22 protein-coding genes are annotated in these 25878 nt (G+C 56.5%); 11 read left to right on the forward strand and 11 right to left on the reverse strand.

Features of this window, described 5'->3' with window-relative positions:
- The first annotated feature begins 163 nt into the window (after window positions 1–163).
- Entirely contained in the window at window positions 164–934 is a 771-nt protein-coding gene (locus MED193_RS03410; protein WP_009808246.1) for a hypothetical protein, read from the forward strand.
- Window positions 934–1332, forward strand: a complete 399-nt coding sequence (locus MED193_RS03415; RefSeq protein ID WP_009808247.1) for a cell division protein ZapA — start codon at window positions 934–936, stop codon at window positions 1330–1332. Before MED193_RS03410 ends, MED193_RS03415 begins: the two co-directional genes overlap by 1 nt.
- Before the next feature lie 138 nt (window positions 1333–1470).
- On the opposite strand, the gene grxD is transcribed toward MED193_RS03415, so the two are convergent.
- From grxD to MED193_RS03445, 5 genes are all read right to left on the reverse strand, one after another.
- Entirely contained in the window at window positions 1471–1833 is a 363-nt protein-coding gene (gene grxD, locus MED193_RS03420) for a Grx4 family monothiol glutaredoxin (RefSeq protein WP_009808248.1), read from the reverse strand.
- 107 nt (window positions 1834–1940) lie between these two features.
- On the reverse strand, window positions 1941–2186 hold the full coding sequence (locus tag MED193_RS03425) for a hypothetical protein (protein WP_009808249.1): 246 nt from the start codon (window positions 2184–2186) through the stop codon (window positions 1941–1943).
- Between the two features lie 247 nt (window positions 2187–2433).
- Window positions 2434–2670: a BolA family protein gene (locus MED193_RS03435; RefSeq protein WP_009808251.1), complete on the reverse strand. Its 237-nt coding sequence runs from the start codon at window positions 2668–2670 to the stop codon at window positions 2434–2436.
- A 168-nt stretch (window positions 2671–2838) separates the two neighbouring features.
- Complete coding sequence (gene purL, locus MED193_RS03440) at window positions 2839–5004, reverse strand: phosphoribosylformylglycinamidine synthase subunit PurL (protein ID WP_009808252.1); 2166 nt, start codon at window positions 5002–5004, stop codon at window positions 2839–2841.
- Window positions 5005–5436: 432 nt separating this feature from the next.
- Entirely contained in the window at window positions 5437–6342 is a 906-nt protein-coding gene (locus MED193_RS03445; RefSeq protein ID WP_039966609.1) for a LysR family transcriptional regulator, read from the reverse strand.
- A gap of 179 nt (window positions 6343–6521) precedes the next feature.
- Here MED193_RS03445 and MED193_RS03450 point away from each other — a divergent pair, with 179 nt between their 5' ends.
- From MED193_RS03450 to MED193_RS03485, 8 genes are all read left to right on the forward strand, one after another.
- The gene (locus tag MED193_RS03450; protein WP_039965818.1) at window positions 6522–9944 is read left to right on the forward strand and encodes an indolepyruvate ferredoxin oxidoreductase family protein; all 3423 of its coding nucleotides are present in this window, start codon (window positions 6522–6524) and stop codon (window positions 9942–9944) included.
- A 170-nt stretch (window positions 9945–10114) separates the two neighbouring features.
- A complete protein-coding gene (locus MED193_RS03455) occupies window positions 10115–10993 on the forward strand; it encodes a lysophospholipid acyltransferase family protein (protein ID WP_009808255.1) in 879 nt (292 codons plus the stop codon).
- 23 nt (window positions 10994–11016) lie between these two features.
- On the forward strand, window positions 11017–11826 hold the full coding sequence (locus MED193_RS03460; RefSeq protein ID WP_009808256.1) for a glutamate racemase: 810 nt from the start codon (window positions 11017–11019) through the stop codon (window positions 11824–11826).
- A gap of 134 nt (window positions 11827–11960) precedes the next feature.
- Window positions 11961–12989, forward strand: coding sequence for an N-acetyl-gamma-glutamyl-phosphate reductase (gene argC / locus MED193_RS03465; protein ID WP_009808257.1), 1029 nt, complete (start codon window positions 11961–11963; stop codon window positions 12987–12989).
- Window positions 12990–13011: 22 nt separating this feature from the next.
- Window positions 13012–13455: a cytochrome c maturation protein CcmE gene (gene ccmE / locus MED193_RS03470; RefSeq protein WP_009808258.1), complete on the forward strand. Its 444-nt coding sequence runs from the start codon at window positions 13012–13014 to the stop codon at window positions 13453–13455.
- 175 nt (window positions 13456–13630) lie between these two features.
- Entirely contained in the window at window positions 13631–15601 is a 1971-nt protein-coding gene (locus MED193_RS03475; protein WP_009808259.1) for a heme lyase CcmF/NrfE family subunit, read from the forward strand.
- Complete coding sequence (locus MED193_RS03480) at window positions 15598–16083, forward strand: cytochrome c-type biogenesis protein (protein WP_009808260.1); 486 nt, start codon at window positions 15598–15600, stop codon at window positions 16081–16083. The genes MED193_RS03475 and MED193_RS03480 overlap by 4 nt, the downstream gene beginning before the upstream one ends.
- 121 nt (window positions 16084–16204) lie before the next feature.
- Window positions 16205–16981: an enoyl-CoA hydratase-related protein gene (locus MED193_RS03485; RefSeq protein WP_009808261.1), complete on the forward strand. Its 777-nt coding sequence runs from the start codon at window positions 16205–16207 to the stop codon at window positions 16979–16981.
- A 156-nt stretch (window positions 16982–17137) separates the two neighbouring features.
- On the opposite strand, the gene MED193_RS03490 is transcribed toward MED193_RS03485, so the two are convergent.
- The 3 genes from MED193_RS03490 to gltX all read right to left on the reverse strand — a co-directional run bounded on the left by MED193_RS03490 (window position 17138) and on the right by gltX (window position 21246).
- Window positions 17138–18076 carry a calcium-binding protein gene (locus MED193_RS03490; protein WP_039965820.1) on the reverse strand — a complete coding sequence of 313 codons (939 nt, stop codon included), beginning with the start codon at window positions 18074–18076 and terminating at the stop codon, window positions 17138–17140.
- A gap of 343 nt (window positions 18077–18419) precedes the next feature.
- Window positions 18420–19715, reverse strand: a complete 1296-nt coding sequence (gltA, locus tag MED193_RS03495) for a citrate synthase (protein ID WP_009808264.1) — start codon at window positions 19713–19715, stop codon at window positions 18420–18422.
- A gap of 130 nt (window positions 19716–19845) precedes the next feature.
- Window positions 19846–21246, reverse strand: coding sequence for a glutamate--tRNA ligase (gene gltX, locus MED193_RS03500; protein ID WP_009808265.1), 1401 nt, complete (start codon window positions 21244–21246; stop codon window positions 19846–19848).
- Window positions 21247–21323: 77 nt separating this feature from the next.
- Between gltX and MED193_RS03505 the strand changes: the two genes are divergently transcribed.
- Complete coding sequence (locus MED193_RS03505) at window positions 21324–23330, forward strand: ComEC/Rec2 family competence protein (protein ID WP_039966610.1); 2007 nt, start codon at window positions 21324–21326, stop codon at window positions 23328–23330.
- A 50-nt stretch (window positions 23331–23380) separates the two neighbouring features.
- Here MED193_RS03505 and lexA read toward each other — a convergent pair whose 3' ends face one another.
- The 3 genes from lexA to moaC form a co-directional block, all read right to left on the reverse strand.
- Window positions 23381–24097 (reverse strand): transcriptional repressor LexA, encoded by a 717-nt coding sequence (gene lexA, locus MED193_RS03510; RefSeq protein WP_009808267.1) that lies wholly within the window; start codon window positions 24095–24097, stop codon window positions 23381–23383.
- Between the two features lie 137 nt (window positions 24098–24234).
- Complete coding sequence (gene glp / locus MED193_RS03515; RefSeq protein WP_009808268.1) at window positions 24235–25407, reverse strand: gephyrin-like molybdotransferase Glp; 1173 nt, start codon at window positions 25405–25407, stop codon at window positions 24235–24237.
- Window positions 25408–25878: a cyclic pyranopterin monophosphate synthase MoaC gene (moaC, locus tag MED193_RS03520; RefSeq protein ID WP_009808269.1), complete on the reverse strand. Its 471-nt coding sequence runs from the start codon at window positions 25876–25878 to the stop codon at window positions 25408–25410.

Below are 25878 nucleotides of genomic sequence, written 5' to 3' on the forward strand. Positions count from 1 at the left end.
GAGCTGCAAGTGCTTGAAAGCAAAGAGGGGGTGTTTTACTCCTGACTTCGTTAAACTGTTGGTAATTCGGATGAGGCAAAGCGATTCGCGCGTGCTACAAAGAAATGCCGAACGAAACAGGGCGACAAGCGCCAGCAGAGCTGATGAGGGGTGAGTGACAGGCATGACGCAGATCGAAGAGTTGCAGGGTCGTATTCTGGCCGCCATGGAGCGGATCGGCACTGGGGTTGAAAAGCTTGAACTGGCCCGTGCCCAGGCGCAAGAAGAGGCGCGGGCGGCGGCGGATAATTCTGATATCGAGCGCGCGCTGGAAGAAGAAAAAACAGCCAATGCCCAGCTTGAAGAGCGGGTAAAGGTCTTGCACAACCGCCTGCAGGAGGCCGCGGCTCCCGCCGCTGACAGCGGCGAGATGGAGGCCCTGAAAGCCGAGCTGGAGCTTTTGCGCAATGAGGTCGGTAACACCGATGAAAAGGATGCCCTGAAGCTGGAAGTGACCCGGTTGAAAGCTGCGCTGGAGAGCGCTGGCAATGGGCTGGCCGCTGAGAAGGAAGCCTTGGAAACTGAACTGGCCGACCTCAAACTCACCAACCAACAGATGATGTCACAAATCGAAGAGGCCTCTGGTGAGGCCGCAGGTGATCTGGGGGATGCGGTGGATCAGGCTGCGCTGGAGGCTGAAATCACTGCGCTGAAGACACAGCTCGCCGAGGCGCAGGCCGCCGCGGCAGTTGTACCGCAGGACCACGAGTTTCAGGCCCAGCTGGATGAGCTGCGCAAGGCCAATAGTGACCTACACAGCACCAATGAAGCGCTGCGCACTGCTCAGGCGGAGGAGCAGGCCCAGGTCAATGCCGTCCTCGCCAAGCTGGAGCCGCTCCTGGCAAATGCGCAGGATCTGCCCGAACAAAATCTGCCTGAAGGGGAGGAAGTCTGATGCCAGAAGTGACCATTCATATCGGTGGCCGTGGGTTTGAAGTCTCTTGCCAGTTGGGTGAAGAAAGCTACCTACATTCTGCTGCAAAGATGCTGGATGATGAGGCGCAGGTGCTGTCAGACCAGATCGGGCGGATGCCAGAGGCGCGGATGCTGTTGATGGCGGGCCTTATGCTGGCCGATAAGACCGCAGCCGTTGAGGATCGCATCAAAGAGGTCGAAGCTGAGCTGGCCGAACGCACGGCTGAGCTGGAGACCTTGAAAAACACCCCAGCTCCTGAGCCTGAGCGTATTGAAGTTCCGGTGGTGCCTCCGCAGGTGCCGGAAACACTGGCGGAACTGGCCGCACGGGCCGAATCTTTGGCGCAACAGCTGGAAGAAAAATCGACCGCTGAATAAGTGTAGCAAGGCGCCTGCGCATTGCTTTCTAAAAAAAACCCCCTTCTGGTCTGGACCGGAAGGGGGTTTTTTGGTGTCGGTATAAACCCGGAAACTGCTGGGCAACTACCGGGCCGCCGCGCCTGGGTCAAAGAGCCTTTAGCCGTTTGCTTCGCGGATCTTGTCTGCAGCCTCTTTGTCAAAGGCGATCTCATTATCGGCAAACATGCCGTCCAGCTCACCGGAGAGGGTCATCTCGGTGATGATGTCGCAACCGCCAACAAATTCACCCTTGATATAGAGCTGCGGGATGGTCGGCCAATCGGAATACTCCTTGATGCCGGCGCGAATTTCTTCGTCTGCCAGAACGTTCACATCGGTATAGTCGACGCCGATGTAGTTCAGCACGCCAGCCACACGCGAGGAGAAGCCACATTGCGGCATCTCCTTGTTGCCCTTCATGAAGAGCACAACGTCATTGGCTTTTACGGTTTCGTCGATGCGGGTCTGTGCGTCGCTCATGTGTTTTTCCTTCTGTCGTCGCTGCCGGTCACTGTGTGTTTCGATATAGGGGAGAAGCTTTTGGAAAGTAAGCCCCGCAAATCGTGCCTTTGTCGAAGTGATTGAGGTTAGAAGCGGTTCAAGTATTTTTCAAAATTTCGCACATTCATCTCAGTCATGCGCTCTTCCTTTTCCAGCTCCAACTCTGCCTCAAGTTCTGGGTGGTTACCATCCAGAGGCACAAAAGGCATTTGCTTTTTCGACGGCTTGTCTTTGCGCTTTAAGAACAACAAGGCTCCCATCACCACAGCAGGCCAAAGCAGAAGGCATCCGCTAACAATCCAAACGAGATGGTTGGTCGCAAATTGGATCATCTTTTCAGACCCGGAATGCCCCGCCCGTTCAATCCTTGGAGCCGCTTGTTTTCCTTCTGAACTTTCTCGACCAGCTCATGGTCGACCGCTTCGAGGCCAAGCTCCGGTTTATTCGGGTGCTTTGTTGCGCTTAGTCCTGGCTGCCTTTTAGCCAGTGGACGATGCCGCCTTGGTTTCGACGCGTCGTGCACAACCACTGCAACAATCAGGGCTGCCAAAGCGCCTAGGATGATCCATCCTGTTAGCGTCATTCAGGCGCCTTGGTGGTCAGGGCCAGGGCGTGCAATTCTCCGTTGGAGCCATCCATCTTACCCTTGAGGGCGGCATAGACGGCGCGCTGTTGCTGCACCCGGTTTTTGCCGCGAAAGCTCTCATCGACCACCATGGCGGACATATGCACGCCGTCGTTGCCTGCCACCTGGATTTCCGCATCCGGGAAGGTCTGGCGCAGGAGGTCTTCGATTTCTTGGGCTTGCATTGGCATTTGGGCTATCCTTGGCATTGGTCTTGGTTGAAACTTAGGGGGAGCATGGGGGCAGTGCAAGCACTCAAGCGATTTAGCACGGCATCAGCGCTGGCCTGAACCTGTCGATAAAAATCAAAAGGCGCGCAAATATTGCGCGCCTTTGTATTGATTGCAGAAGTCTTGTCTTTAGGCCACCGCAGCAGCAAATCCCGAGCGGAAGACCTCTTGCAATTCAGCCAGTGGTGCCTCGGAGCCGCCGATCTTTACGCTGTCGCCAGTGAATCGGCCAACAGTTGTCAAGGTTATCCCAGCCTGGCCGGCAGCAAGCATCAGACCTTCGGCCTGGTCAAAGTTACAGGCTACCAGATAGCGGGCCTGATCCTCACCAAACAGACCGGGAGTGTCTGCCACGTCGATCTGAACGCCAACACCGCCTTCGTCGGCCAGCTCAAACGCTGCCAAAGCGAGACCGCCATCGCTGAGATCGGTACAGGCCTTGATCAGCTCACGGTTGGTGCGGATGAATTCGCCATTGCGTTTTTCTGCCGCAAGATCCACCGCTGGGGCGTCGCCATCTTCGCGGTTAAACACCTCTGCCAGAAGGGCGGACTGGCCCAGATGGCCCTGGGTTTCACCGATCAAAAGGGCGATATGACCGTCGCGGGCCTCGCCGGTGATGGCTTCTTCACCCGCTGCAATCAGGCCAACCGCGCCAATTGTGGGGGTCGGCAGAATGCCCTGACCGTCAGTTTCGTTATAGAGCGAGACATTGCCCGATACGATGGGCATGTCCAGCGCGGCGACGGCTTCACCGATGCCTTGGATCGCGCCAACAAACTGGCCCATGATCTCGGGTTTTTCTGGGTTGCCAAAGTTCAGGTTGTCCGTTGTTGCCAGGGGCTTGGCGCCCACAGCTGTGAGGTTGCGATAGGCCTCTGCCACCGCCTGTTTGCCACCCTCAACCGGGTTTGCCTTGACGTAGCGCGGTGTCACATCCGAGGTGAAGGCCAGACGTTTGTCAGTGCCATGCACCCGGATAATGCCCGATCCCACCCCAGGACGGCGCGCGGTGTCGCCCATAACGGTGGTGTCATATTGCTCATAGACCCACTGCTTGCCAGCGTAGTTGGGCGAGCTAAGCAACGCCTTAAGCCCATCAATTGGATCAATGGTGGGAACATCCGCATCCGTCAGAGGTTCTGCTGCAGGGGTCGCCACCCAAGGCCGGTCATACTCGGGCGCGGTAGAGGCCAGTTTGGACAGCACCAGGTCTGCTTTGACTTCGTCATTGTGCAGGATGAGGAAGCGATCTTCGGCGATGGTCTCACCCACGATGGCAAAGTCCAGATCCCATTTTTCAAACACCGCACGGGCTTCGGCCTCTTTTTCTGGCTTTAGCACCATCAACATGCGTTCCTGGCTTTCTGAGAGCATCATCTCATAGGCGGTCATGTTTTCTTCGCGCTGGGGCACGTCTTCGAGATTCAATTTGATCCCCAGCTTGCCCTTGTCGCCCATTTCCACCGCAGAACAGGTGAGACCAGCGGCACCCATATCCTGGATCGAGATCACGGCACCTGTCTGCATTAGCTCAAGCGTGGCCTCCATCAGACGCTTCTCTGTGAAAGGGTCGCCAACCTGAACGGTAGGGCGCTTTTCCTCGATGGTGTCGTCAAATTCGGCAGAGGCCATGGTTGCACCACCAACGCCGTCACGACCGGTCTTGGCGCCGAGATAAACCACCGGCATACCAACGCCAGAAGCGGCAGAATAGAAGATGCTATCAGTTTTCGCCAGGCCCGCCGCAAAGGCATTGACCAGGCAGTTGCCGTTATAGGCTGGGTGAAAACGGACTTCGCCGCCAACGCAGGGCACGCCAAAGCAGTTGCCATAACCGCCAATGCCCTCAACCACACCGTTGACCAACTGGCGGGTTTTGTGGTGCGAGGGTTCACCAAAAGAGAGCGAATTCATCGAGGCGACGGGGCGCGCGCCCATGGTAAAGACATCGCGCAGGATGCCGCCAACACCGGTGGCCGCACCTTGATAGGGTTCAATATATGAAGGGTGGTTGTGGCTTTCCATTTTGAAAACCACTGCATCCCCGTCCCCAATGTCGACGATGCCGGCGTTTTCGCCAGGACCACAAATCACCTGCGGACCGTCGGTCGGCAGGGTGCGCAGCCATTTCTTGGAAGACTTATAGGAGCAATGCTCGTTCCACATGGCCGAGAAGATGCCAAGTTCAGTGAAGCTGGGTTCGCGTCCGATGATCTCTAGGATCATGTCATACTCTTCGGCGTTCAAGCCGTGGCTTGCGATCAGTTCGGATGTAATGGCTGGTTCTTGCATGGCGCGATATGGCCCCCCATGGTGCTACTGAGGCGGCTTTTAGAGCAACCACGCCCAATGGGGAAGGGGGTATCTCAAGTCACTGTCGTGTCGATTTGGTCCAGGGCATCCTGTTTTCTTGATGCGCGCATCTTGGGCGCGCAGGGCTTGAGCTGCGTCAATTTTAGGCAGCGCGGGATTTGCTAGAGTAATCGAACGGGATTGACTTGAGTCTTTCACCCTTTTTGACAAATTGCCAAAAAAAAGGCCGAGCACTAAGCTCGGCCGAAGTCCAACAGGGAGGTATGAAGTGAGGCGTTTGCCCCGTCTTCATAGGTCCCATTTAGGGTTACTCTGCTGACCCTTCAAGATCTTTCATGCAGGTATGGCAGCATTGCTGCTATGCGGTTTTTGCATGGCTTGAGAGCTTTTTCATGTGCTCTCTCGCGGTGCTTATAATTTGCCCAGTTCTTTCATATGTTTGCGGTGGGCCATAATCTCGTTCTGGACAAAGTCCCGGAATGCAGAAACTCGTTGCGAATGCCGCAATTCTTCTGGGTAGGCCAGGTATACGGGCACCACACTGTTTTCTTCATTGGGCAATACTTCGACCAGATCTGGGAAATCTTCGGTGACATAATCCGGAAGGATCCCGATTCCGAGATCGTGCAAAACACCCTGCAAGACGCCAAAGTAGTTGTTCACAGTCAGCAGGGAACCAGGATTGTGAGTCAGGAGCCGTTGCACCAGGACTGAGGCCGAGCCCACCTGAGCAGAGCGCTGGTTTTGGCAGATCAGGCGATGGTATTTAATATCCTCGGCCGCTTCCGGCGTGCCGTTATGGTCCAGGTACTTGCGCGAGGCATAAAGCTTCATTTGAACGGTCATCAGCCGTTTACGGATCAGATCCGCCTGGCTCGGTTCTTTCATGCGAATGGCGACATCGGCCTCGCGCATAGGCAAATCGAGAACGCGTTCCTCGAGCATCAGATCGATTTTCAGGTTGGGATATTGCTCAAACAGCTTGGTCAGGCGGGGCGCCAGCCAAAGGGTGCCAAAGCCAAAGGTGGTGGTCACGCGCAGCTCACCAAAAACCTCTTCTTCGCTGTCGCGAATGCGGGCAGATGCCGCCTCGAGCCGGGTGGACATGGATTTTGTTGCATCAAAAAGCAGCTCCCCCTGTTCCGTGAGAATCAATCCCCGCGCATGGCGGTGAAATAGTGTCGCATTGAGGCTTTCCTCAAGCGCACGTACCTGGCGGCTCACCGCTGACTGGGACAGGTTAAGCTTATCCCCGGCATGGGTCAGGCTGCCTGCATCCGCTACCGCATGAAATATTCTGAGCTTATCCCAATCCATATCCCAATCCATATCCATCTCTTTCGATCTGTCTGTCGCAGACTATATGAAATCATAGGTTTTTATCAATTTTCCATGTCTGTGCGAGAGAAAAGTGAAAAAACCGCCTATACAGGTCAGTAATTGTGACCTATTGTGAGGGCAAGTACTGCAAGCTAATTTTTGGTTGGGAGGCCCGAATGAGCACGCAAAAAATCTCACTCAACGACAAATATGACCTGAGCAAATCACCTATTATGCTGAATGGGACCCAGGCTCTGGTTCGTCTGATGATGATGCAAAAGGCGCGTGATGTTGCCGCGGGGCTCAACACTGCGGGTCTGGTAACGGGCTATCGGGGGTCACCGCTTGGCGCTGTGGATATGCAGATGGAGCGGGCCCAAAAGCAGCTCACTGAATCTGATGTGACTTTCCAATATGGGCTCAACGAAGATCTTGCAGTAACGGCCCTTTGGGGGGCGCAGCAGGCTGAGATCCGTGGTGAGGGTAAATACGACGGTGTCTTTGGTCTGTGGTACGGCAAGGGTCCCGGCGTTGATCGCTCTGGCGATGCCTTTCGTCATGCAAATATGGCGGGCACCTCGAAGAACGGCGGTGTGCTGGTGGCCATGGGCGACGATCACACCGGTGAAAGCTCCACTGTGCTGCACCAATCAGAATGGTCTCTGCTGGATTGTTACCTCCCCATTGTTAGCCCCGCGGGCGTTCAGGAGATCTTGGATTACGGGGTTTATGGCTATGAATTGAGCCGGTTCTCCGGGCTTTGGGTTGGCCTTAAGACCATGAAAGACACCATCGAGGTGACATCCGTGGTGGATGGCGATCCGGACCGTATGCAGATCGTGCGGCCAGATTTCGAGATGCCTGAAGGTGGGCTGAATATTCGGGTGCAGGATGATCGGTTCCAGCAGGAAGACCGCATCATCGACTACAAGCGCTTTGCCGCCGAAGCCTTTAGCCATGCCAACAAGATGGACAAGCGCGTCTGGGGCAAACCCGGTGCCAAGATCGGCTTTGTCGCCGCTGGTAAAAACTGGCTGGATCTTGTGCATGCAATGTCGCTGCTCAACATTGATGAAGCCATGGCAGAGCGCCTGGGGATCACTACCTATAAGGTTGGGCAGACTTGGCCGATGGACATGAAGGGCTTTAATGCCTGGGCTGAAGGTCTGGATCTCATTGTCGTGGTTGAAGAAAAGCGCAAACTGATTGAGGTGCAGATCAAAGAGGCGATCTTTGACGACCGTCGCGGGCGCCGGGTTTACGGCTGGTATAAGGGGGGCGTAGGTGCCGCCAATCGCGAAGAGCTTTTCCCAACCAAATATGCGCTTGACCCGATCATGATTGCCGAGAAACTTGGCGGCATCCTGATTGAGGAAGGCCGTGATACCGAGGCGGTCAAGGCGGGTCTGGCCGCGCTGGATGATGCCAAGCGAGCGGACAACGCAGAAGAGATCGCGGCACGTCTGCCCTATTTCTGTTCGGGTTGCCCGCATAACTCCTCGACCAAGCTGCCAGAGGGCAGCCGTGCCTATGCCGGTATCGGCTGTCACTTTATGGTGCAGTGGATGGACCGTGAAACCTCTGGCTTTACCCATATGGGGGCGGAGGGTGCCAACTGGATCGGCGAAGCGCCGTTTTCCAAGCGTCGCCATGTGTTCCAGAACCTTGGCGATGGTACCTATAACCACTCTGGGGTTCAGGCCATTCGTGCTGCCCTGGCTGAAGGCACGAACATCACCTATAAAATCCTGTATAATGATGCGGTTGCCATGACCGGTGGCCAGCAGGCTGAGGGCGGGCTGACGGCGCATCAGATTGCCCATGAGCTCAAGGCCATGGGAATGAAGACCATTGCGGTGGTCTATGACGACAAGGAAGATGTCGACGCCAAGCTGTTCCCGACAGGCATGCGGATGCATGAACGTGCCGAGTTGATGGAGGTGCAAAAGGAATTTGAACAGGTCGAAGGTGTCTCTGGCATCATCTATATTCAGACCTGTGCCGCCGAAAAGCGCCGTCGCCGGAAACGGGGGCTGTTCCCTGATCCCGATCAGCGGCTCTTTATCAACTCGGATGTCTGCGAAGGTTGCGGTGATTGCGGTATTCAGTCCAACTGCGTGTCCATTGTGCCCAAAGAGACCGAGCTTGGTCGCAAACGCGCGATTGATCAAAGCTCCTGCAACAAGGATTTCTCTTGCGTCAACGGGTTTTGCCCTTCATTCCTCACGGTTGAGGGTGCCAAGATCCGCAAGGAAGCTACGGCGGAACTAAAGCTGCCGCACATGCCGGACCCCAAACTGCCGGAGATCTCGGGTACCCATAATGTGGTGATCACAGGCGTCGGTGGAACCGGCGTGGTGACGATCGGAGCGGTACTGGCGCAGGCGGCGCAGATTGATGGCTTAGGCGCGGGCATGATGGAAATGGCCGGCCTCGCTCAAAAGGGCGGCGCAGTGCATATCCACTGCCGTCTGGCGAAACGGCCTGAAGACATCAGCGCCATTCGCGTCGCCACTGGTGAAGCCCATGCATTGATTGGCGGCGATCTGGTGGTGAGTGCGGGCGCCAAGACCATTGGGTTGATGAAAACCGGCCAGACCGGCGGTGTGGTCAATAGCCATGAAATCATCACCGGGGACTTTACCCGCGATACCAATTTCAACCTGCCCACCGACCGCTTGCAGGTCGCACTTCAGGCGCGTCTGCGCGATGATCTGTCGCTGTTTGATGCATCGGAACTGGCCCGTGCCACCATGGGAGATTCCATTTTCTCCAATATGATGGTCTTTGGCGCCGCCTGGCAGCAGGGGCTTATCCCGGTGAGCCACGCAGCGATCACCCAGGCAATCACGCTGAATGGCGCGGCGGTTGAGCGTAACCTACGCGCCTTTGAGATTGGTCGCTGGGCCATTGTCGCGCCCGCCGAGGCCGCCAAGATTGCCAAGCCTGCCAATGTGGTTGAGCTGCCAAAAACTCTGGACGAGATCATTGCCTTCCGCAGCGATCAGCTGGTGGCCTATCAGGGCAGCGGTCTGGCCAAGCGCTACGCTAAGCTTTTGGACGAGATTTCTGACAAGCAGCTCAAAGAAGCGGTTGCAAAGGGCTATCATAAGCTGCTGGCCTATAAGGACGAATACGAGGTTGCCCGCCTACTTTTGTCGAGCCATGAGAAGCTGACGGCAGAGTTTGAAGGCGATCTGAAGGTTTCTTACAATCTGGCGCCGCCGATCTTTGGCGGAAAGCTGGTCAATGGCCGTCCGCAAAAGCGCAAATTTGGCCCCGGCATGACCCGTTGGCTGCGCCTCTTGGCCAAGATGAAGCCGCTGCGCAATACGCCGCTGGATGTCTTTGGCTATACGGCTGAGCGCAAGATGGAGCGCGCCTTGATCAAGCAATATGAGCGCGACATGAAAGAATGGCTGCCCAAAGCGAGTGCCGACACCCTTGAGCCGCTGATTGCACTCGCTGAGCTGCCGCTGCAGATCCGGGGCTTTGGTCCGGTGAAATTGGAAAGCGAGACCAAGGCCGCCAAACGCCGCGAAGAACTGTTGATTGCGCTGCGCCAGGCTGGGGCGCCTCTCAAGGACGCGGCGGAATAACTGCACTGCACACAGGGCATATGCTGAACAAAGGGGAGGTGACCAAATCGGTTGCCTCCCCTTATGTCATTTGGCCCAGGTGACGCCGGCACGGCCTATTGTCATGTCGCTGTTAAGAAATTGTCTTATAAGTGACCTAGACTGCCTCGCCACAATTCGGGAGATTTCTTTTGTCCTCAGCGCGTCATATCGCCCGTGATATTTCCTACGCCCATTCTGCTGGATCGGCACCTGGACGTACCGTGATCCGCCTGCTTGAAAACACCACGGGTCGGCTGCGATTGATCAAACGTGCCGATGGCTACGAGCAGGAAGTGGCCAATGGGCGCAGTTTCTGGAGCGTGATGGCCGATCGCTATGGTCTGACCCTGGATGTCACAGGCGGCAGCCTAGCGAATATCCCCAAGGATAAGCCTGTGATATTGATCGCAAACCACCCCTACGGAATTCTGGATGGGTTGATGATGGGGCATATCATGGCCGAAACGCGCGGCGATTTCCGTATTCTGGCCCATCAGATCTTTCGCAAGGCCGAAGACCTGAACAAGGTGATTCTGCCGGTGGATTTTGCTGAAACAAAAGAGGCGCTAAAGACCAACCTTCAGACCCGCAAGGCGGCGCTTGATTACCTAGGGCAGGGCGGGGCCATTGGCATCTTCCCTGGCGGGACGGTTTCCACCGCGGCCAAGCCCTTTTCCCACCCGATGGATCCCGGTTGGCGCGGCTTTACTGCGCGGATGATCGCCAAATCCGATGCGGTGGTGGTACCGGTGTTTTTTGAGGGCCATACCTCGCGGCTATTCCAGATTGCCAGTCATTTGCACAGCACGCTGCGCATGGGGCTGTTGATCAAAGAGTTCAACAAACGGGTGGATACCCCGGTGAAGGTGGTGATTGGTGAGCCGATCAGCCGCGATATCCTGACGCCCCTGGCCAAAGACACAAAAGGAATGATGGATTTCCTGCGCAAAGCCACGTATGAGCTGTCTCCGAAGCCTCTCAAATCCTATGACTACGGGTTTGAGTTCGAGGAGAAACATCGCGCCTGATAGTCAGGCCTGAAAGAGAGATCATGGCTGTAGGTATCTTTGATTCCGGTCTGGGCGGGCTCACCGTCCTGAAAGCCGCCCAATCCCGTCTGCCGGACGTGGATTTCCTGTATTATGCGGATAGCGCCCGTGCTCCCTACGGCGTTCGCGATGCAGAGGATATCTTTAACCTGACCAAGGCCGCCGTGAATGATATGTGGTCCAAGGGCTGTGATCTGGTCATCTTGGCCTGTAACACGGCCTCCGCTGCTGCCCTACGGCGGATGCAAGAAGAAGGCCTGCCTGCTGGCAAGCGGGTCCTGGGTGTTTTTGTTCCCTTGATCGAGGCCATGACCGAGCGCCAGTGGGGCGATAACAGTCCGCCGCGCGAGGTCGAAGTGAAACATGTGGCACTGTTTGCCACCCCCGCCACCGTGTCCAGTCGCGCTTTTCAGCGTGAGCTGGCTTTTCGCGCCATTGGCGTTGACGTGGAGGCCCAGGCCTGTGGTGGCATTGTCGATGCCATCGAAGACGGGGACATGATCTTGGCAGAAGCCCTGGTGCGCAGCCATGTGGATGCGCTGAAGCGTAAGATGCCAGAGCCAGAGGCAGCCATCCTGGGCTGCACCCATTACCCGTTGATGGAAAAAGAGTTTCAGGCCGCGCTGGGGGCTGGGGTAAAGGTCTTTAGTCAGGGTAACCTGGTCGCAGACAGCCTTGCCGATTACCTGGACCGTCACCCGGATATGATTGGGACCGGTAACGGCGGGTATTTCACTACTGGTGATCCCGCCCGTGTCAGTGACCGGGCAACGCAGTTTCTCCGACGAGAAATCCGTTTTCAGGCGGCCTGATTGTTGCCGGATCGGGGGGTGGTGTACCATCCCGCCCATGATCTGGAACAAAGTCGGGGCGCAGCTCTTCCTTTAGTTCTCGTTTCACGCTGCGGCATGAAACCCAAATACACATTCAGAATGCGAGGTCTGACATGACCCATAAAGTGGCAATCCTTGGCGCCAGTGGCTATACAGGCGCGGAGTTGGTTCGGCTGATTGCGAACCATCCAAATATCGAAATTGCAGCTCTGGCGGCAGAGCGTAAGGCTGGGCTTAACATGGCCCAAGTGTTTCCACATCTGCGTCACATGAAGCTTCCAAAGCTTTGTAAAATAAATGAAATTGACTTTTCTGGTATTGATCTGTGTTTCTGCGCCTTGCCGCATAAAACCAGCCAGGAGGTGATCGCAGCCCTTCCAAAGACGCTGAAGATCGTCGATCTATCGGCCGATTTCAGACTGAGGGATCCGGCGGAATATGAAAAATGGTACGGCAACCCTCATGCGGCGCTAGAGCAGCAAGAAGAGGCTGTCTATGGTCTCAGCGAGTTCTACCGTGAAGAGATCAAATCAGCGCGTCTGGTTGCTGGGACCGGCTGCAATGCGGCCACGGGCCAATTTGCCCTTCGCCCCTTGATCACCAACGGGTTGATTGATCTGGATGAGATTATCTTGGATCTGAAATGCGCCGTCTCTGGCGCGGGTCGCGCCCTGAAGGAAAACCTGCTGCATGCAGAGCTGAGCGAGGGCTACAACGCCTATGCTGTCGGAGGCACCCATCGCCACCTTGGCGAATTTGATCAGGAGTTTTCCGCGCTGGCAGGGCGTCCGGTGAAGGTCCAGTTCACCCCGCATCTGGTGCCAACCAACCGGGGAATCTTGGCAACCGTCTATGTCAAAGGCGATGCTGCGGCCATTCATCAGGCTTTTGAAACCGCCTACGCCGCTGAACCCTTTGTCGAAGTCCTGCCCTTTGGCGAAGCGCCTAGCACCCATCATGTGCGGGGGTCCAACTTCTGCCATATCGGTGTGGCGGCGGATCGGATCGAAGGGCGGACAATCGTCTTTGCCGCCTTGGATAACCTGACAAAAGGTAGCAGCGGCCAGGCCTTGCAGAACGCCAACCTAATGTTAGGTGAAGAGGAGACAGCGGGGCTGATGATGGCTCCCCTGTTCCCGTGATCGCACCCGAAAGGTTTGAAGGATGAAGAACCTCAAGAAACAGCGCCGGATTCAGGTCATCGCGCTAGCGGCCATAGCCTTGGTGGTGGCAACTATAGCCATTGGCACTGCCTTGAAGGATGGGATCAACTATTTCCGCTCGCCCAGCCAGGTGATGGAAACCCCACCGCCGCCCAGCGAGACCTTCCGCATTGGTGGGTTGGTCGAAGAAGGTAGTTTGGTGCGGGGGCAGGGCGAAGCCGTACGGTTTTCCGTGACAGATGGTGGCGCAACGGTGCCGGTAACATTTACCGGGGTCTTGCCGGATTTGTTCGAAGAGAACCAGGGTATGGTTGGTACTGGAAAGTATATCAACGGTGTCTTTGAAGCCTCTGAAATTCTTGCGAAACACGATGAAACCTACATGCCCAAAGAGGTTGTTGACGCCCTGAAAGCACAGGGTGTCTATCAAGAGCCTGAGACCTGATCCGGCTGAGGGAAACCCGTCCTACTCATTCCAAAAAAGTGCCCCCTCAGAGCCCGCTCTTTGGGGGTATTTTTTTGGAATCTCAGAAGGGGGAGGGTAAAAGTGAAGAGCCTGCGGCGGCTGGACGCGGGTTTTACCATTGGCCCGCTTCTCGGTTAAGACTATAGACAAAGACATGATTACAGAGCTCGGACATTTCGCCCTTATCCTCGCCTTCATGATTGCCATTGTTCAAATGGTGGTTCCGCTGATCGGTGCCCATAAACGCTGGCCCGGATGGATGGCCGTGGCAGAACCCGCCGCGCAGGCGCAGTTCTTCTTTACCGCCTTTGCCTTTGGGGCGCTGGTCTGGGCCTTTGTAACCTCAGATTTCTCCCTGCGGCTGGTGATGTTGAACAGCCATTCCGCCAAACCGATGCTCTATAAAATCTCAGGCACCTGGGGCAATCACGAGGGCTCAATGCTGCTTTGGGTGTTGATCGTTGCCCTGTTTGGCGCTGTAGCCTCGGTCTTTGGTGGTGGACTGCCGCAGACGCTGAAGGCCCGCGTTCTGGCAGTTCAAGCCTCTATCGGGGTGGCGTTTTTCGCCTTTATCCTCTTTACTTCCAATCCTTTCCTGCGTCTGGCGGTGCCGCCCTTTGACGGGCAGGATCTGAACCCCCTGTTGCAGGATCCGGGCCTCGCTTTTCATCCGCCGTTTTTGTACCTGGGCTATGTGGGGCTCTCGATGGCCTTTTCCTTCGCCGTGGCCGCCCTGATTGAGGGCCGGGTCGATGCGGCCTGGGCCCGTTGGGTGCGCCCCTGGACCCTGGCCGCCTGGATCTTTTTGACCATCGGTATCGCGCTTGGCAGCTGGTGGGCCTATTATGAACTGGGCTGGGGCGGTTTCTGGTTCTGGGATCCGGTTGAAAACGCCTCCTTTATGCCCTGGCTCTTGGCCGCAGCCCTGCTGCATTCGGCCATCGTAGTGGAGAAACGGGAATCGCTGAAAAGCTGGACCATCCTCCTGGCGATCCTTGCCTTTGGTTTCTCGTTGATTGGGACATTCATCGTGCGGTCCGGGCTTTTGACATCTGTCCATGCCTTTGCCAATGACGCTGAACGCGGCATTTTCATTCTGATGATCCTCGCGTTCTTCACTGGCGGCGCGCTCACGCTATTTGCCGCGCGCGCCCAGTCTATGCAGGCGCGGGGGGTTTTTGGGCTGGTCAGCCGCGAAGGCGCGCTGGTAGCCAATAACATCCTACTGGCTGTAGGTTGCTTTGTGGTCTTTTTTGGCACGCTTTGGCCCATCGTGGCGGAAATGGCCTTTGGGCGGAAACTCTCGGTTGGGCCTCCCTTCTTTAATGCAGCCTTCACGCCCTTTATGGTGCTCTTGGGCGCAATCTTACCGATTGGAGCAATGTTGCCCTGGAAACGCGGCAACCTGGGGCGGACGCTGAAACGGCTGCGCTATGTCTTTGCGCTGGCTTTGGCGCTGGCGGTTCTGGCCTGGGCGATGCAGACAGGACGATCCGGCCTTGGCCCGATTGGCCTGTTCCTGGGGTCCTGGGTAGTGTTTGGCGCTTTGGTTGATCTGTGGGGCCGTACCGGCAGTTTGGCGCGCCTGATGCGTCTGCCACGTGCGGATTGGGGAAAGGCTACGGCCCACGCTGGCCTCGGTGTAACCATCTTTGCCATCGCCGGGCTAACGGCTTGGGAGCAAGAAGATATCCGCATTGCCCAGATTGGTGAGCCCTTTACTGTTGGCGCCTATGAGCTTCGGCTTGATGGGGTCGAAAACACGCGCGGGCCCAACTATTTCACCACCATGGCAACGATCAGTGTAACCCGTGCCGGTCGTCCGGTGGCGGTTATGTATCCCGAAAAACGCAACTACCCAGTGGCAAAGATGCCGACCACAGAGGCCGCGATCGACTATCGACTGTCGCGGGACCTCTACGTGGTGATCGGTGACCAGCAGGTAGACGGTGGCTGGACCGTGCGGACCTATATTAAACCCCTGGCCAACTGGATCTGGGGCGGTTGTCTGTTAATGGCGCTTGGGGGCTTCCTGAGCTTGAGTGATCGTCGGTTCCGGGTTGCGGCTGGCGCGGCTAAGGGCCAGGGCGACACCAAAGCAACAGCGGGGGTCGCTGCAGAATGAATAGGTTAAAGACCTGTGCCTCCGCACTGGCCTTGGCTCTGGTGTGTTCCGTTGCAGTCCTACCTGCCCCCGTCCAGGCGGTTCAGCCGGATGAGGTTCTGTCGGATCCGGCGCTGGAGGCCCGCGCTCGTGAGCTGTCCAAGGATTTGCGCTGTCTCGTGTGCCGCAATGAAAATATCGACGAATCCAATGCCGATCTGGCCCGCGATCTGCGTGTCCTGGTGCGAGAGCGTCTGGTGGCTGGAGACAGCAATGGCGAGGTGATCGACTTCGTGGTGGAACGGTACGGCGAATATGTGCTGTTACGCCCCACCACTACCGGCGCCAACTGGATGCTTTGGGCTGCTGGCCCCTTGATGCTGATCTTAGCCCTGGGCGTGGCGGCTGGCTATATGCGCGGTCGTGGGCGCGCAGCCAAGGAGGGTGAGCAGGCGCTGAGTGATGAGGAACAAGCGCGGTTGAGTCAGATCCTCGACGAGTGATATTTTGGCTTTTGTGACGCGGGGTCCGGCTTTTCGTCCTCCATTGTTTGCGCCACGGTTACTTGACTGCAGGGTAAAACGCCTGAAATTGCCTTTGAGGCATGTGAGATATGAGGTTTTGATGGACTACAAGGAAATCCTGTATGCGCTTGAGGATGATCTGGCGATTGTCACGCTGAACCGTCCAAGCAAGATGAACGCACTCACAGGGCAGATGCGTGCTGAGATCACTCATGCGATGAAACGTGCAGCATCTGAGGCACGGGCTGTTGTGCTAACCGGTGCAGGCGCGGCTTTTTGCTCTGGTCAGGACCTGAGCGATGCCTCCGGCAATGGTGATCTTGATATGGAGCGCACTCTGCGTGACGAATATACCCCAATGCTGGAAGCGGTTTATGATTGCCCGGTTCCGACCCTGTCGGTGATCAATGGGCCGGTGGCCGGCGCAGGCGCCAATTTAGCCCTCGCTGCGGATGTGGTTATAGCGACGGAAAGTGCCTATTTTTTACAGGCTTTTGCGCGTATTGGCCTGATGCCCGATGCTGGTGGCACCTGGTTCCTGCCACGCCAGATGGGCCTGGCCAAGGCTATGGGGGCGGCGCTGTTTGCTGATAAGATCTCCGCCAAGCAGGCCAGCGATTGGGGCATGATCTGGGAAGCCATTCCCGATAGCGAGTTTGAAGCGACCTGGCGTGCCCGTGCAGCCTATTTGGCCAAGGGCCCAACCAAGGCTTTTGGCTCCATCAAAACCGCGATCCGCGCCAGCTACGGCAACAGCTTGCCTGAGCAGCTCTCGGTGGAGGCAAGCCTGCAAGGGGAATGCGGAAAAAGCCGCGATTTCAATGAGGGCGTCACAGCGTTTTTAGAAAAACGCCCTGCCAGTTTTGAGGGGCGCTGAGGAATCTTCATCTTTATTGAAACAAAAAAGACCGGCGGGTTGGCCCCGCCGGTTTTTTTTTGGCGTCGGCTGCCGGGTCATGGCAAACACAAAAATGCCTGCGTTGAACTGGCAGGTTCAACGCAGGCTGTGGAAGACTATCGGTAGATGACGCCGTTACGCCGCACGCACGCCATTGAGCAGGAGCACATGTTCCGTCAGATCAAAGCTGTCGTCTTGGTCTAGAACGCGGATCACCTCCGAACCATTGGCAGAGATAACCGCATCAGAGGTGCCGTCACTGTTCTCGATCAGTTCCACTGTGAGCTCAGGTTCACCATCCGCAGGGTCATAGGCATACATCAGCTGATCTTCGGCTGGGTCGAAATCAGTCACTGTTGCAGCTTCTTGACCTTCGAGCCAGGAGGCGGTCACAAAAGTATCCGCTCCGCTGCCACCGCCAACGGTGTCATTAACGCCAAAAATCACAGTATCGTCTCCAGAGCCGCCAAAGGCTTGATCACCTTCAGTGTCACTGTCTGCAGAAAAATCGATTTGCAATTGGTCAAGCAAGTTCCCGATGCCATTTTCAGGTGTCGGATCCGCAAGGAAGGCCGCTTCAGCATCAGGGTCCATGGTCCCGCTTGCTATGATCAGATCATCGCCGCCATCGCCTTGCAATCTGTCAGTGCCAGTTGTGTCAATGAGAACATCATCATTGCGCCCACCGCGCACAAGATCATCATCTTCACCACCTTGAACCAGGTCTTCGCCATTGCCACCAAAGACGCTGTCATTGCCTTCGCCGCCTTGGACGCTATCGGCGCCACCGTCACCAAAGACCCGGTCGTCGCCGCCATTACCATCAAGTGTATCGGTGCCGTTTTTACCCAAGATCGTGTTGTTTTCTTCGTCACCTTCGATCTCATCATCACCGCTGGCGCCGATAAAGGAGTCGATGTCCGCGCCGCCACCAGTGTCATTGCCGCCGCCGGTGTCAGTTCCGCCACCGGTGTCATCACCGCCACCGCTATCCGCCGGAGCATCATCATCGTCGTCGATAATAAAGGCGATACCGGCAACCAGGCCGATACCCAAAAGTGCCATCCACATCATAGAATTGTCCCCCAGAAAGTGATTAGAATTTCGTTTAAAATACCTCTGGTTGGAGCATTGGAACAAGACAATTTAAATGTGTTTGTCTTTTAATTCGAACCAAGCCCTCCACAATGATTTTACGCTGACGTTATTGTTCACCGAAAGGAACCAATTCCCCTAAATGGTCAAAAAGAAGCGCGATGGGGACCATAGATAGCGGTCTCCTGCACACAAAAATGACTAACTTGGATTGCAGGCGACTCACTGGAAGGTTTTCCTATTGGCTCTGTTTCCAACAGGACAACCAATAAAAAAGCCCCGCCAAAATGGCGAGGCTTTGAAGTCTGGCACCAGACCTAGTTTAGCGGTTTTCGATATCCACGTAGTCGCGGGCAGTTTGGCCAAGATAGAGCTGGCGCGGGCGACCAATTTTGTTCTGTGGATCGGTGATCATTTCTTTCCACTGGGAGATCCAGCCTACAGTGCGCGACAGCGCAAAGATCGGGGTGAACATCGAAGTGGGGAAACCCATCGCTTCCAGAATAATACCGGAATAGAAATCCACATTCGGGAATAGTTTCTTTTCCTTGAAGTAGGGGTCATTCAGAGCTGTCTGTTCCAGCTCCTTGGCCACCTGCAGCAGCGGGTTGTCTTCGACGCCTAGGAGTTCAAGAACCTCATCGGCAGACTGTTTCAGAACCGTGGCGCGTGGGTCGGTGTTTTTGTAAACACGGTGACCAAAGCCCATCAGACGGAAGGGATCGTCCTTATCCTTGGCACGGGCGATGAATTCAGGAATACGGTCAACGGAACCGATTTCCTTGAGCATCTCCAGGCAGGCCTGGTTGGCGCCGCCATGGGCTGGGCCCCAGAGGCAAGCAATGCCGGCCGCGATGCATGCAAAAGGATTTGCGCCGGAAGAGGAGGCCAAACGCACGGTCGAAGTTGAGGCGTTTTGCTCGTGATCCGCGTGCAGGGTGAAGATCCGGTCCATCGCACGGCTCAGGATTGGGTTCACGTGATATTCTTCGGCCGGCACCGAGAAGCACATGTGCAGGAAGTTGGCTGCATAATCCAGATCGTTGCGGGGATAGACGAAGGGCTGACCGATGGAATATTTATAGGCCATCGCCGCAATCGTGGGCAGCTTGGCGATTAGGCGGATCGAGGCAACTTCGCGCTGCCACGGATCGGCGATATCGGTCGAATCATGGTAAAAGGCGGACATGGCGCCGACAACACCCACCAGGGTTGCCATTGGGTGCGCATCGCGGCGGAAACCACGGAAGAAGTTGTGCATCTGTTCATGCACCATGGTGTGGCGGGTCACGCGGGCTTCAAAATCTTCCAGCTGTGCCGCCGTTGGCAGCTCACCGTAGAGGAGAAGATAGCAGACCTCTAGATAATGAGATTGTGACGCCAGTTGATCGATTGGATAGCCGCGGTGCAGCAGCTCGCCCTTTGCACCGTCAATAAAGGTGATGGTGCTGTCGCAGCTGGCGGTCGATGTGAAACCCGGGTCATAAGTGAACACGCCGGCCTGGGCATAAAGTTTGCGGATGTCCAGAACATCAGGCCCGGTGGTAGGCGAGAAAATGGGAAGCTCATATTCTTGGTCGTTCAGGCTGAGCTTTGCGGTCTTCTGTGTCTCGGTCATAGATGTCCCTTCCTGTATCAGGCACGAATACCCGGAATTTCATCCCGGGCACGGTGCAGGCAGAACCTGCGCGCGGATCGCGCAGGTGAGGTGGTATAGGAACAGGCTTACTGACCGGTTAAGGACAGGGTTAGCCTGTGGCGTCGTTGAGCCGGGCCATCGTTTCGTCACGGCCCAGGATCAGCATCATGTCAAACACCGATGGCGTTGCAGCTCTACCGGCCAACACGGCCCGCAGGGGGGCGGCCAGTTTGCCGAACTTGGTGTCATGGGCTTCTGCAAATGCATTAAGAAGCGCCTCAAGATCTTCACGCGTCCAGCTAACACTTTGCAACTGCGGCGTCAATTGAGCCAGTATACCATCGGATACATTTGCCAGGGCCTTAGCCGCTTTTTCATCTGGTTCAATAGGCCGAGATGTCAGGATAAAATGCGCCTTTTCAAGCAAATCGGGGAAGGTTTTAGCTCGATCCTTGAGGCAATACATCGCACGTTCAAGATTTGCTGACTTTACGTCATCTAGCGGTGATTGACCGGAGGCGACCAGATAAGACTGGATCTCTTGCTGCAATGCAGCGTCGTCGCTAACAGCGTTGTGCTGGCTACAGAGGTTTTCCAGCTTCTTTGTGTCAAAGCGCGCCGGGCTTTTGCCGATTGCCTCCAGGCCGAACCAATCGCGGGCCTGGGCATCGGTAAAAAACTCGTCGTCGCCGTGGCTCCAACCCAGACGGGCCAGATAGTTTCGCATACCCGCCGCACAATAACCCATGGCTTGGTACTCTTGCGCCCCAAGAGCTCCGTGACGTTTGGACAGCTTTTTGCCATCTGCACCGTGGATCAAGGGAATATGGGCCCAGACCGGAATATCCCAGCCCATGGCATCATAGATCACCATCTGGCGGGCGGCATTGTTCAAATGATCGTCCCCACGGATCACATGGGTCACCCCCATATCGTGGTCGTCCACCACGACGGCGAGCATATAGACCGGTGTTCCATCCGAGCGCAGCAGAATCATATCGTCCAGTTGATCGTTGCGGATTGTGACATCCCCCTGGACCTGATCTTTGATCACCGTGCTGCCATCCTGAGGGGCCTTGATGCGGATCACATAGGGGGCATCAGGATGTGATTCTGCCGGCGCCTCGCGCCAGGGAGAGCGGAAAAGGGTGGACTTCCCGTCTGCCTTGGCGGCATCGCGAAAGGCTGCGATCTCTTCTTGGGTGGCAAAACATTTATAGGCCTTGCCCTCAGCCAGAAGCTGTTCTGCAACCTCAGCATGACGTTTCGCCCCGTCAAACTGGCTGACTATCTCGCCATCGTGGTTGAGCCCCAGCCAATTCATGCCCTGCAAAATAGCCGCTGTTGCCTCGGGCGTGGAGCGTGCGCGATCAGTATCTTCGATCCGCAAGAGAAACTTGCCACCACGGCCGCGCGCAAAAAGCCAGTTAAACAGAGCGGTACGGGCACCACCAATATGCAAATAACCTGTAGGAGAGGGGGCAAAGCGAGTGACGATGGGTTTGGACATGAGGTGATCTGCCTTTGGAAGCCAAGAATGAGCTGGAGTTTGCGCCTGTTTACCGAGGCCGCGTAGCTGGAGCAACCATGCAGATCCTGCTGCGGATTGATCAGGCACTGCAGGCACAGCGAGGGCATTTGATGCCATGGATCCCTGTGTGTCTGGGAATCGGTATCGGATGCTTCTTTTTACTGCGCAGCGACCCTGGTGTGGGCAGCTGGTGCTTGCTCACCTTGGTCAGCGGTCTGTTGCTGCCGCTGACCCGGAGCGGCGACGCTCGGGCGCTGTTTGTCTGGGCAATTCTGCTTGTGGCGCTTGGCTTTGCTCTTGCCGGGGTGCGCAGTACCCTGGTGCAGGCGCCGGTGCTGACATTTCGCTACTATGGCCCGGTTGAAGGACGGCTCATTGCCATAGATCGCTCCAGCAGTGGCGCGCTGCGTCTGACGCTCGATCAGGTGCGATTGAATCGCGTGGCGCCACGAAACCGGCCCGCACGGGTGCGTCTGTCCTTGGCCCAAGACAGCGCAATACCCCAGGTTGGGGTGCGGCTTGCAACCACCGCACATTTAATGCCTCCCCAGGGCCCAAGTGAACCTGGTGGGTTTGACTTTCGCCGATACGCTTGGTTTTTGAAGATCGGCGCCAATGGCTATACCCGAACGCCGCTTGTGGTGCTGGCGCCCCCACGCCACGGGCTATATCTTCAACGGTTTCGCTATCGCCTGTCTCAGATTGTGCAACAGCGTCTAGAACCAGCGACCGGAGGGGTGGCCGCCGCTATCATCGCGGGAGACCGGAGCGGGGTGAGGCCGCAGGAGCTTCAAAACCTCAGAGCCAGCAATCTCGCTCATTTACTCGCGATATCTGGGCTCCATATGGGGCTGCTCACTGGGTTTGTCTTTACGGTGCTGCGGTTCTCTCTGTGTGTTATTCCGGCCATTGCGCTGCGGTGGAATATCAAAAAGATCTCAGCAGGAGCTGCTCTGGTGGTTGGGCTCTTCTATCTCGGCATTTCGGGCGGCAACGTCTCGACTGAACGGGCCTTCATCATGGTTTTGGTTCTGTTCGTTGCCGTTCTTCTGGACCGTCGCGCCCTTTCGTTGCGTGCGGTCGCCGTTGCGGCGACGCTTGTTTTGCTGCGGCGGCCGGAAACACTATTGTCGCCGGGTTTCCAGATGAGCTTTGCCGCGACCGCCGCCCTTGTTGGTGTCTTTGGCTGGTTCAGAACACGAAGGTCCCTATTGGGCCCAGCATGGTTGCGCTCAGTGCTCACGGTGGTTTTGTCATCTGCGGTTGCTGGAGCCGCTACAGCGCCCTTTGGCGCGGCCCACTTTAATGTTGTCTCCCATTATGGGCTCATTGCAAACGTATTGGCCGTTCCCATAATGGGATTGGTCGTAGTACCGGCTGCTGTACTGGCCATGTGCCTGGCGCCCCTAGGGGGGGAGCAGATCGGTATCTTCTTTTTGCAGAGCGGCCTTGAATGGATTTTAGCGGTAGCCGCCTGGGTATCTGCGCTTCCAAAGCCGCAAAGTGGCGTGGTGATGCCAGGTATCTGGGGCTTGCCGCTCTTTACCCTCGGCGCGCTTTTTGTGCTTCTTTGGCAGGGACGGCTGCGATGGGCGGGCTTTCTACTCATCGGGTTGTCATCGCTTACCTGGGCCCAGGTCGAGCGGCCGCTGCTGCTCATTTCTGCCAATGGTGGTCTGGTCGGGGTCTTGACCCCGCAAGGCAGGGCGTTGTCCCGTGAGAAAAGCCAGGGATACATCGCTGCCCGCTGGCTCGCAGCAGATGGAACGCCTTTGCCACAAATCACGGCAGCCGCGCTTTGGCACTCGCAGATCGATGCAGGAGGGGTCTGGGTGGGGGGGCGTCGGGTGGTCCATATCACAGGCAAACGGCATGCTGATGTGGTTACGGACTGTCAGCCCACGGATCTAATTGTTTCCAACAGGCGACTGGAGCTCGGAGGCGACTGCGAGGTTTTGGGGCCAGAGCGCCTGCGGCGTAGCGGCAGTATACGGATAGATCACGATGGCAGAATGGTGACGGCAGCCGACATAGCGGGCAATCGCCCCTGGTCGCGCCAGTGATTTTCCTGAGCAGAAAAGGAAGCGGGAACTATGGGGGAATGCATCAGAGCCTAGTAACTGCGGATCAAGCCGACCAAACGCCCTTGGACTTTGACCTGATTAGGAGACAGAACTCTTGTTTCATAGGCTGGGTTCTCTGCCTCAAGCGCGATTGCACCATTGCGCCGGAACAGACGTTTCAATGTGGCCTCTTCGTCGGCAATAAGGGCGACGACGATGTCCCCGTCATCTGCAGTATCTGTTTCGCGGATCACCACGATATCACCATCGTTAATTCCAGCATTGATCATGGAATCACCGCGAACTTCCAGCGCGTAGTGTTTGCCATTAGACGATAGCATTGTCTGAGGGATCGCGATCTGATGGGTGATCTGGTTGATTGCTTCGATTGGGACACCAGCAGCAATGCGCCCCATGACAGGGATTTCCAGCGCGGCGAGAACAGATGCCGCAGGGGTACTGCGGGGCGTGGAGGGTGGCCGCGCAGAGGCAGGGGAAAAAGCGCCTGCGGCTGTGGTCTGGTTTGCCGACGGCGCAGGAACGCCGCCCATGTTTTCAGGCAGGCGCAGAATTTCAATAGCCCTGGCCCGGTGGGCAAGGCGGCGGATAAATCCGCGTTCTTCTAATGCGGTGATCAGCCGATGAATGCCCGATTTTGAGCGCAGGTCCAAAGCAACCTTCATTTCATCAAAACTGGGGGGAACACCGTCCTTTTGCAGGCGGCGGTGGATGAAGTTCAATAAATCCAACTGCTTCTTGGTTAGCATTTCTGTCCCTCCAATTGCATCTGTTAAATTTTGTTCTATTCATGTTCCCGTTTTGTGTCAACAGTACAAGAACATCGCTGGATTTTTTGCGGTGAAATCACTTTCTGAGGACAGAACAACGCACACTCTATTGAAGGCTAGATTGGCAGATATTGCAGAGTGTTTCCCTTGGTCTGGGCCGGGGCATGCGGCGGTAGGACGATCAGCGCATTTGCCTCGGCTAAAACGGACAAAAGGGAGCTGTCTTGATTGGCCGCAACCGTAACTTCTCCGTGAGAAACCGTGGCGCGCATATAGTGTTCGCGTGGGCCGTTTGCAGCGAGGTCATGGGATAGAACAGCTGTCATCAGCGGCAGAGACACGTGGTTTGTTCCCAACATGGATTGGATCATAGGTCGCAAGAAGATGTGGCCGCAAACCATTGCAGATACGGGGTTTCCGGGCAGCCCAACCATAGCGTTCTTACCTATGCTGCCGGCCATCAACGGCTTTCCAGGGCGCATCGCGACCTTGTAGAAAGACCGCTCCATCCCAAGATCTGCCGAGACCTTTGCGACCAAGTCGTGATCACCGACAGAGGCGCCGCCAATGGTCACTACCAAATCTACATCGCGCGCCAGGGAGAAGGCTGTTTTCAGCGAGGACTCGCTGTCTCTTGCGATAGGTAAAACCAGAACCTTTGCGCCGAAATCCTCCAGCATGGCCTTTAGACCAAAGGTATTGGAGGCGATGATTTGATCAGGCCCTGGCGTGCCGCCGGGCATGACCAACTCGTCGCCGGTCGAGATCAGAGCGACCACGGGACGCCGGCGAACGGGAACCACTGGGATATTCATTGCCGCCAAAAGTGCCACATCAGATGGGCGCAGGAGGCGGGGGGCGGTCACTGTTTGGCCCCTCCCAAAGTCGCCGCCGCTGGGGCGTATATTGTTGGAAGCACCAGGCGCGCTCTGGATGGTGATCAGGTCTTTTTTGCGCGCAACATCCTCTTGGATCACCACAAAATCTGCGCCATCCGGCACGGGTGCACCGGTGAAAATCCGTACTGCCTGACCGGCCTTAAGGCTGCCCTCAAAGCGATGCCCGGCAGCGGCCTCGCCAATAACTTGAAACATGGCATGAAGCTCGACTTCGTCACGCTTTACCGCATAGCCATCCATTGCCGATGCAGAGAAAGGCGGCTGCTCCCGCGTGGCGCTGACCTCCTGTGCCAAGACCCGGCCATTGGCCTGCGCCAGGGGGACCTGCTCGACTTCGGTGACCGAGCAGAGTTGCAATAGCGCGGCGCGGGCCTCGGAAACTGAAATCATCTACGCCTCGTACCGCCCTGATTTTCCGCCATCTTTCAGCACAACACGGGTGCCACCTATTTGCATCGCCTTATCCACGGCCTTGGCCATGTCATAGACCGTCAGGCAGGCAACAGAGACGGCTGTGAGGGCTTCCATCTCTACCCCGGTCTGACCTGTGGTCTTGACTGTGGCCTCAACCCGGACACCAGGCAAATCAGGATCCAGCGTGAGCTCAACCGCGACTTTGCTAATGGCAAGCGGATGGCAGAGAGGGATAAGGTCTGGTGTTTTTTTCGCCCCCATGATGCCTGCCAGCCGCGCCACGCTCAGCACATCGCCTTTTTTGGCTTTGCCCTGGGCAATGATCTCATAGGTTTGTGGTGCCATGGCGATATGGCCCTCGGCAACGGCCACCCGTGCGGTGACCTGTTTGTCGGAGACATCCACCATATGGGCATCGCCCTTGGTGTCAAAATGGGTCAGAGCCAT

It is taken from the genome of Roseobacter sp. MED193, from assembly GCF_000152965.1.
Taxonomy (GTDB): Bacteria; Pseudomonadota; Alphaproteobacteria; order Rhodobacterales; family Rhodobacteraceae; genus Pseudophaeobacter.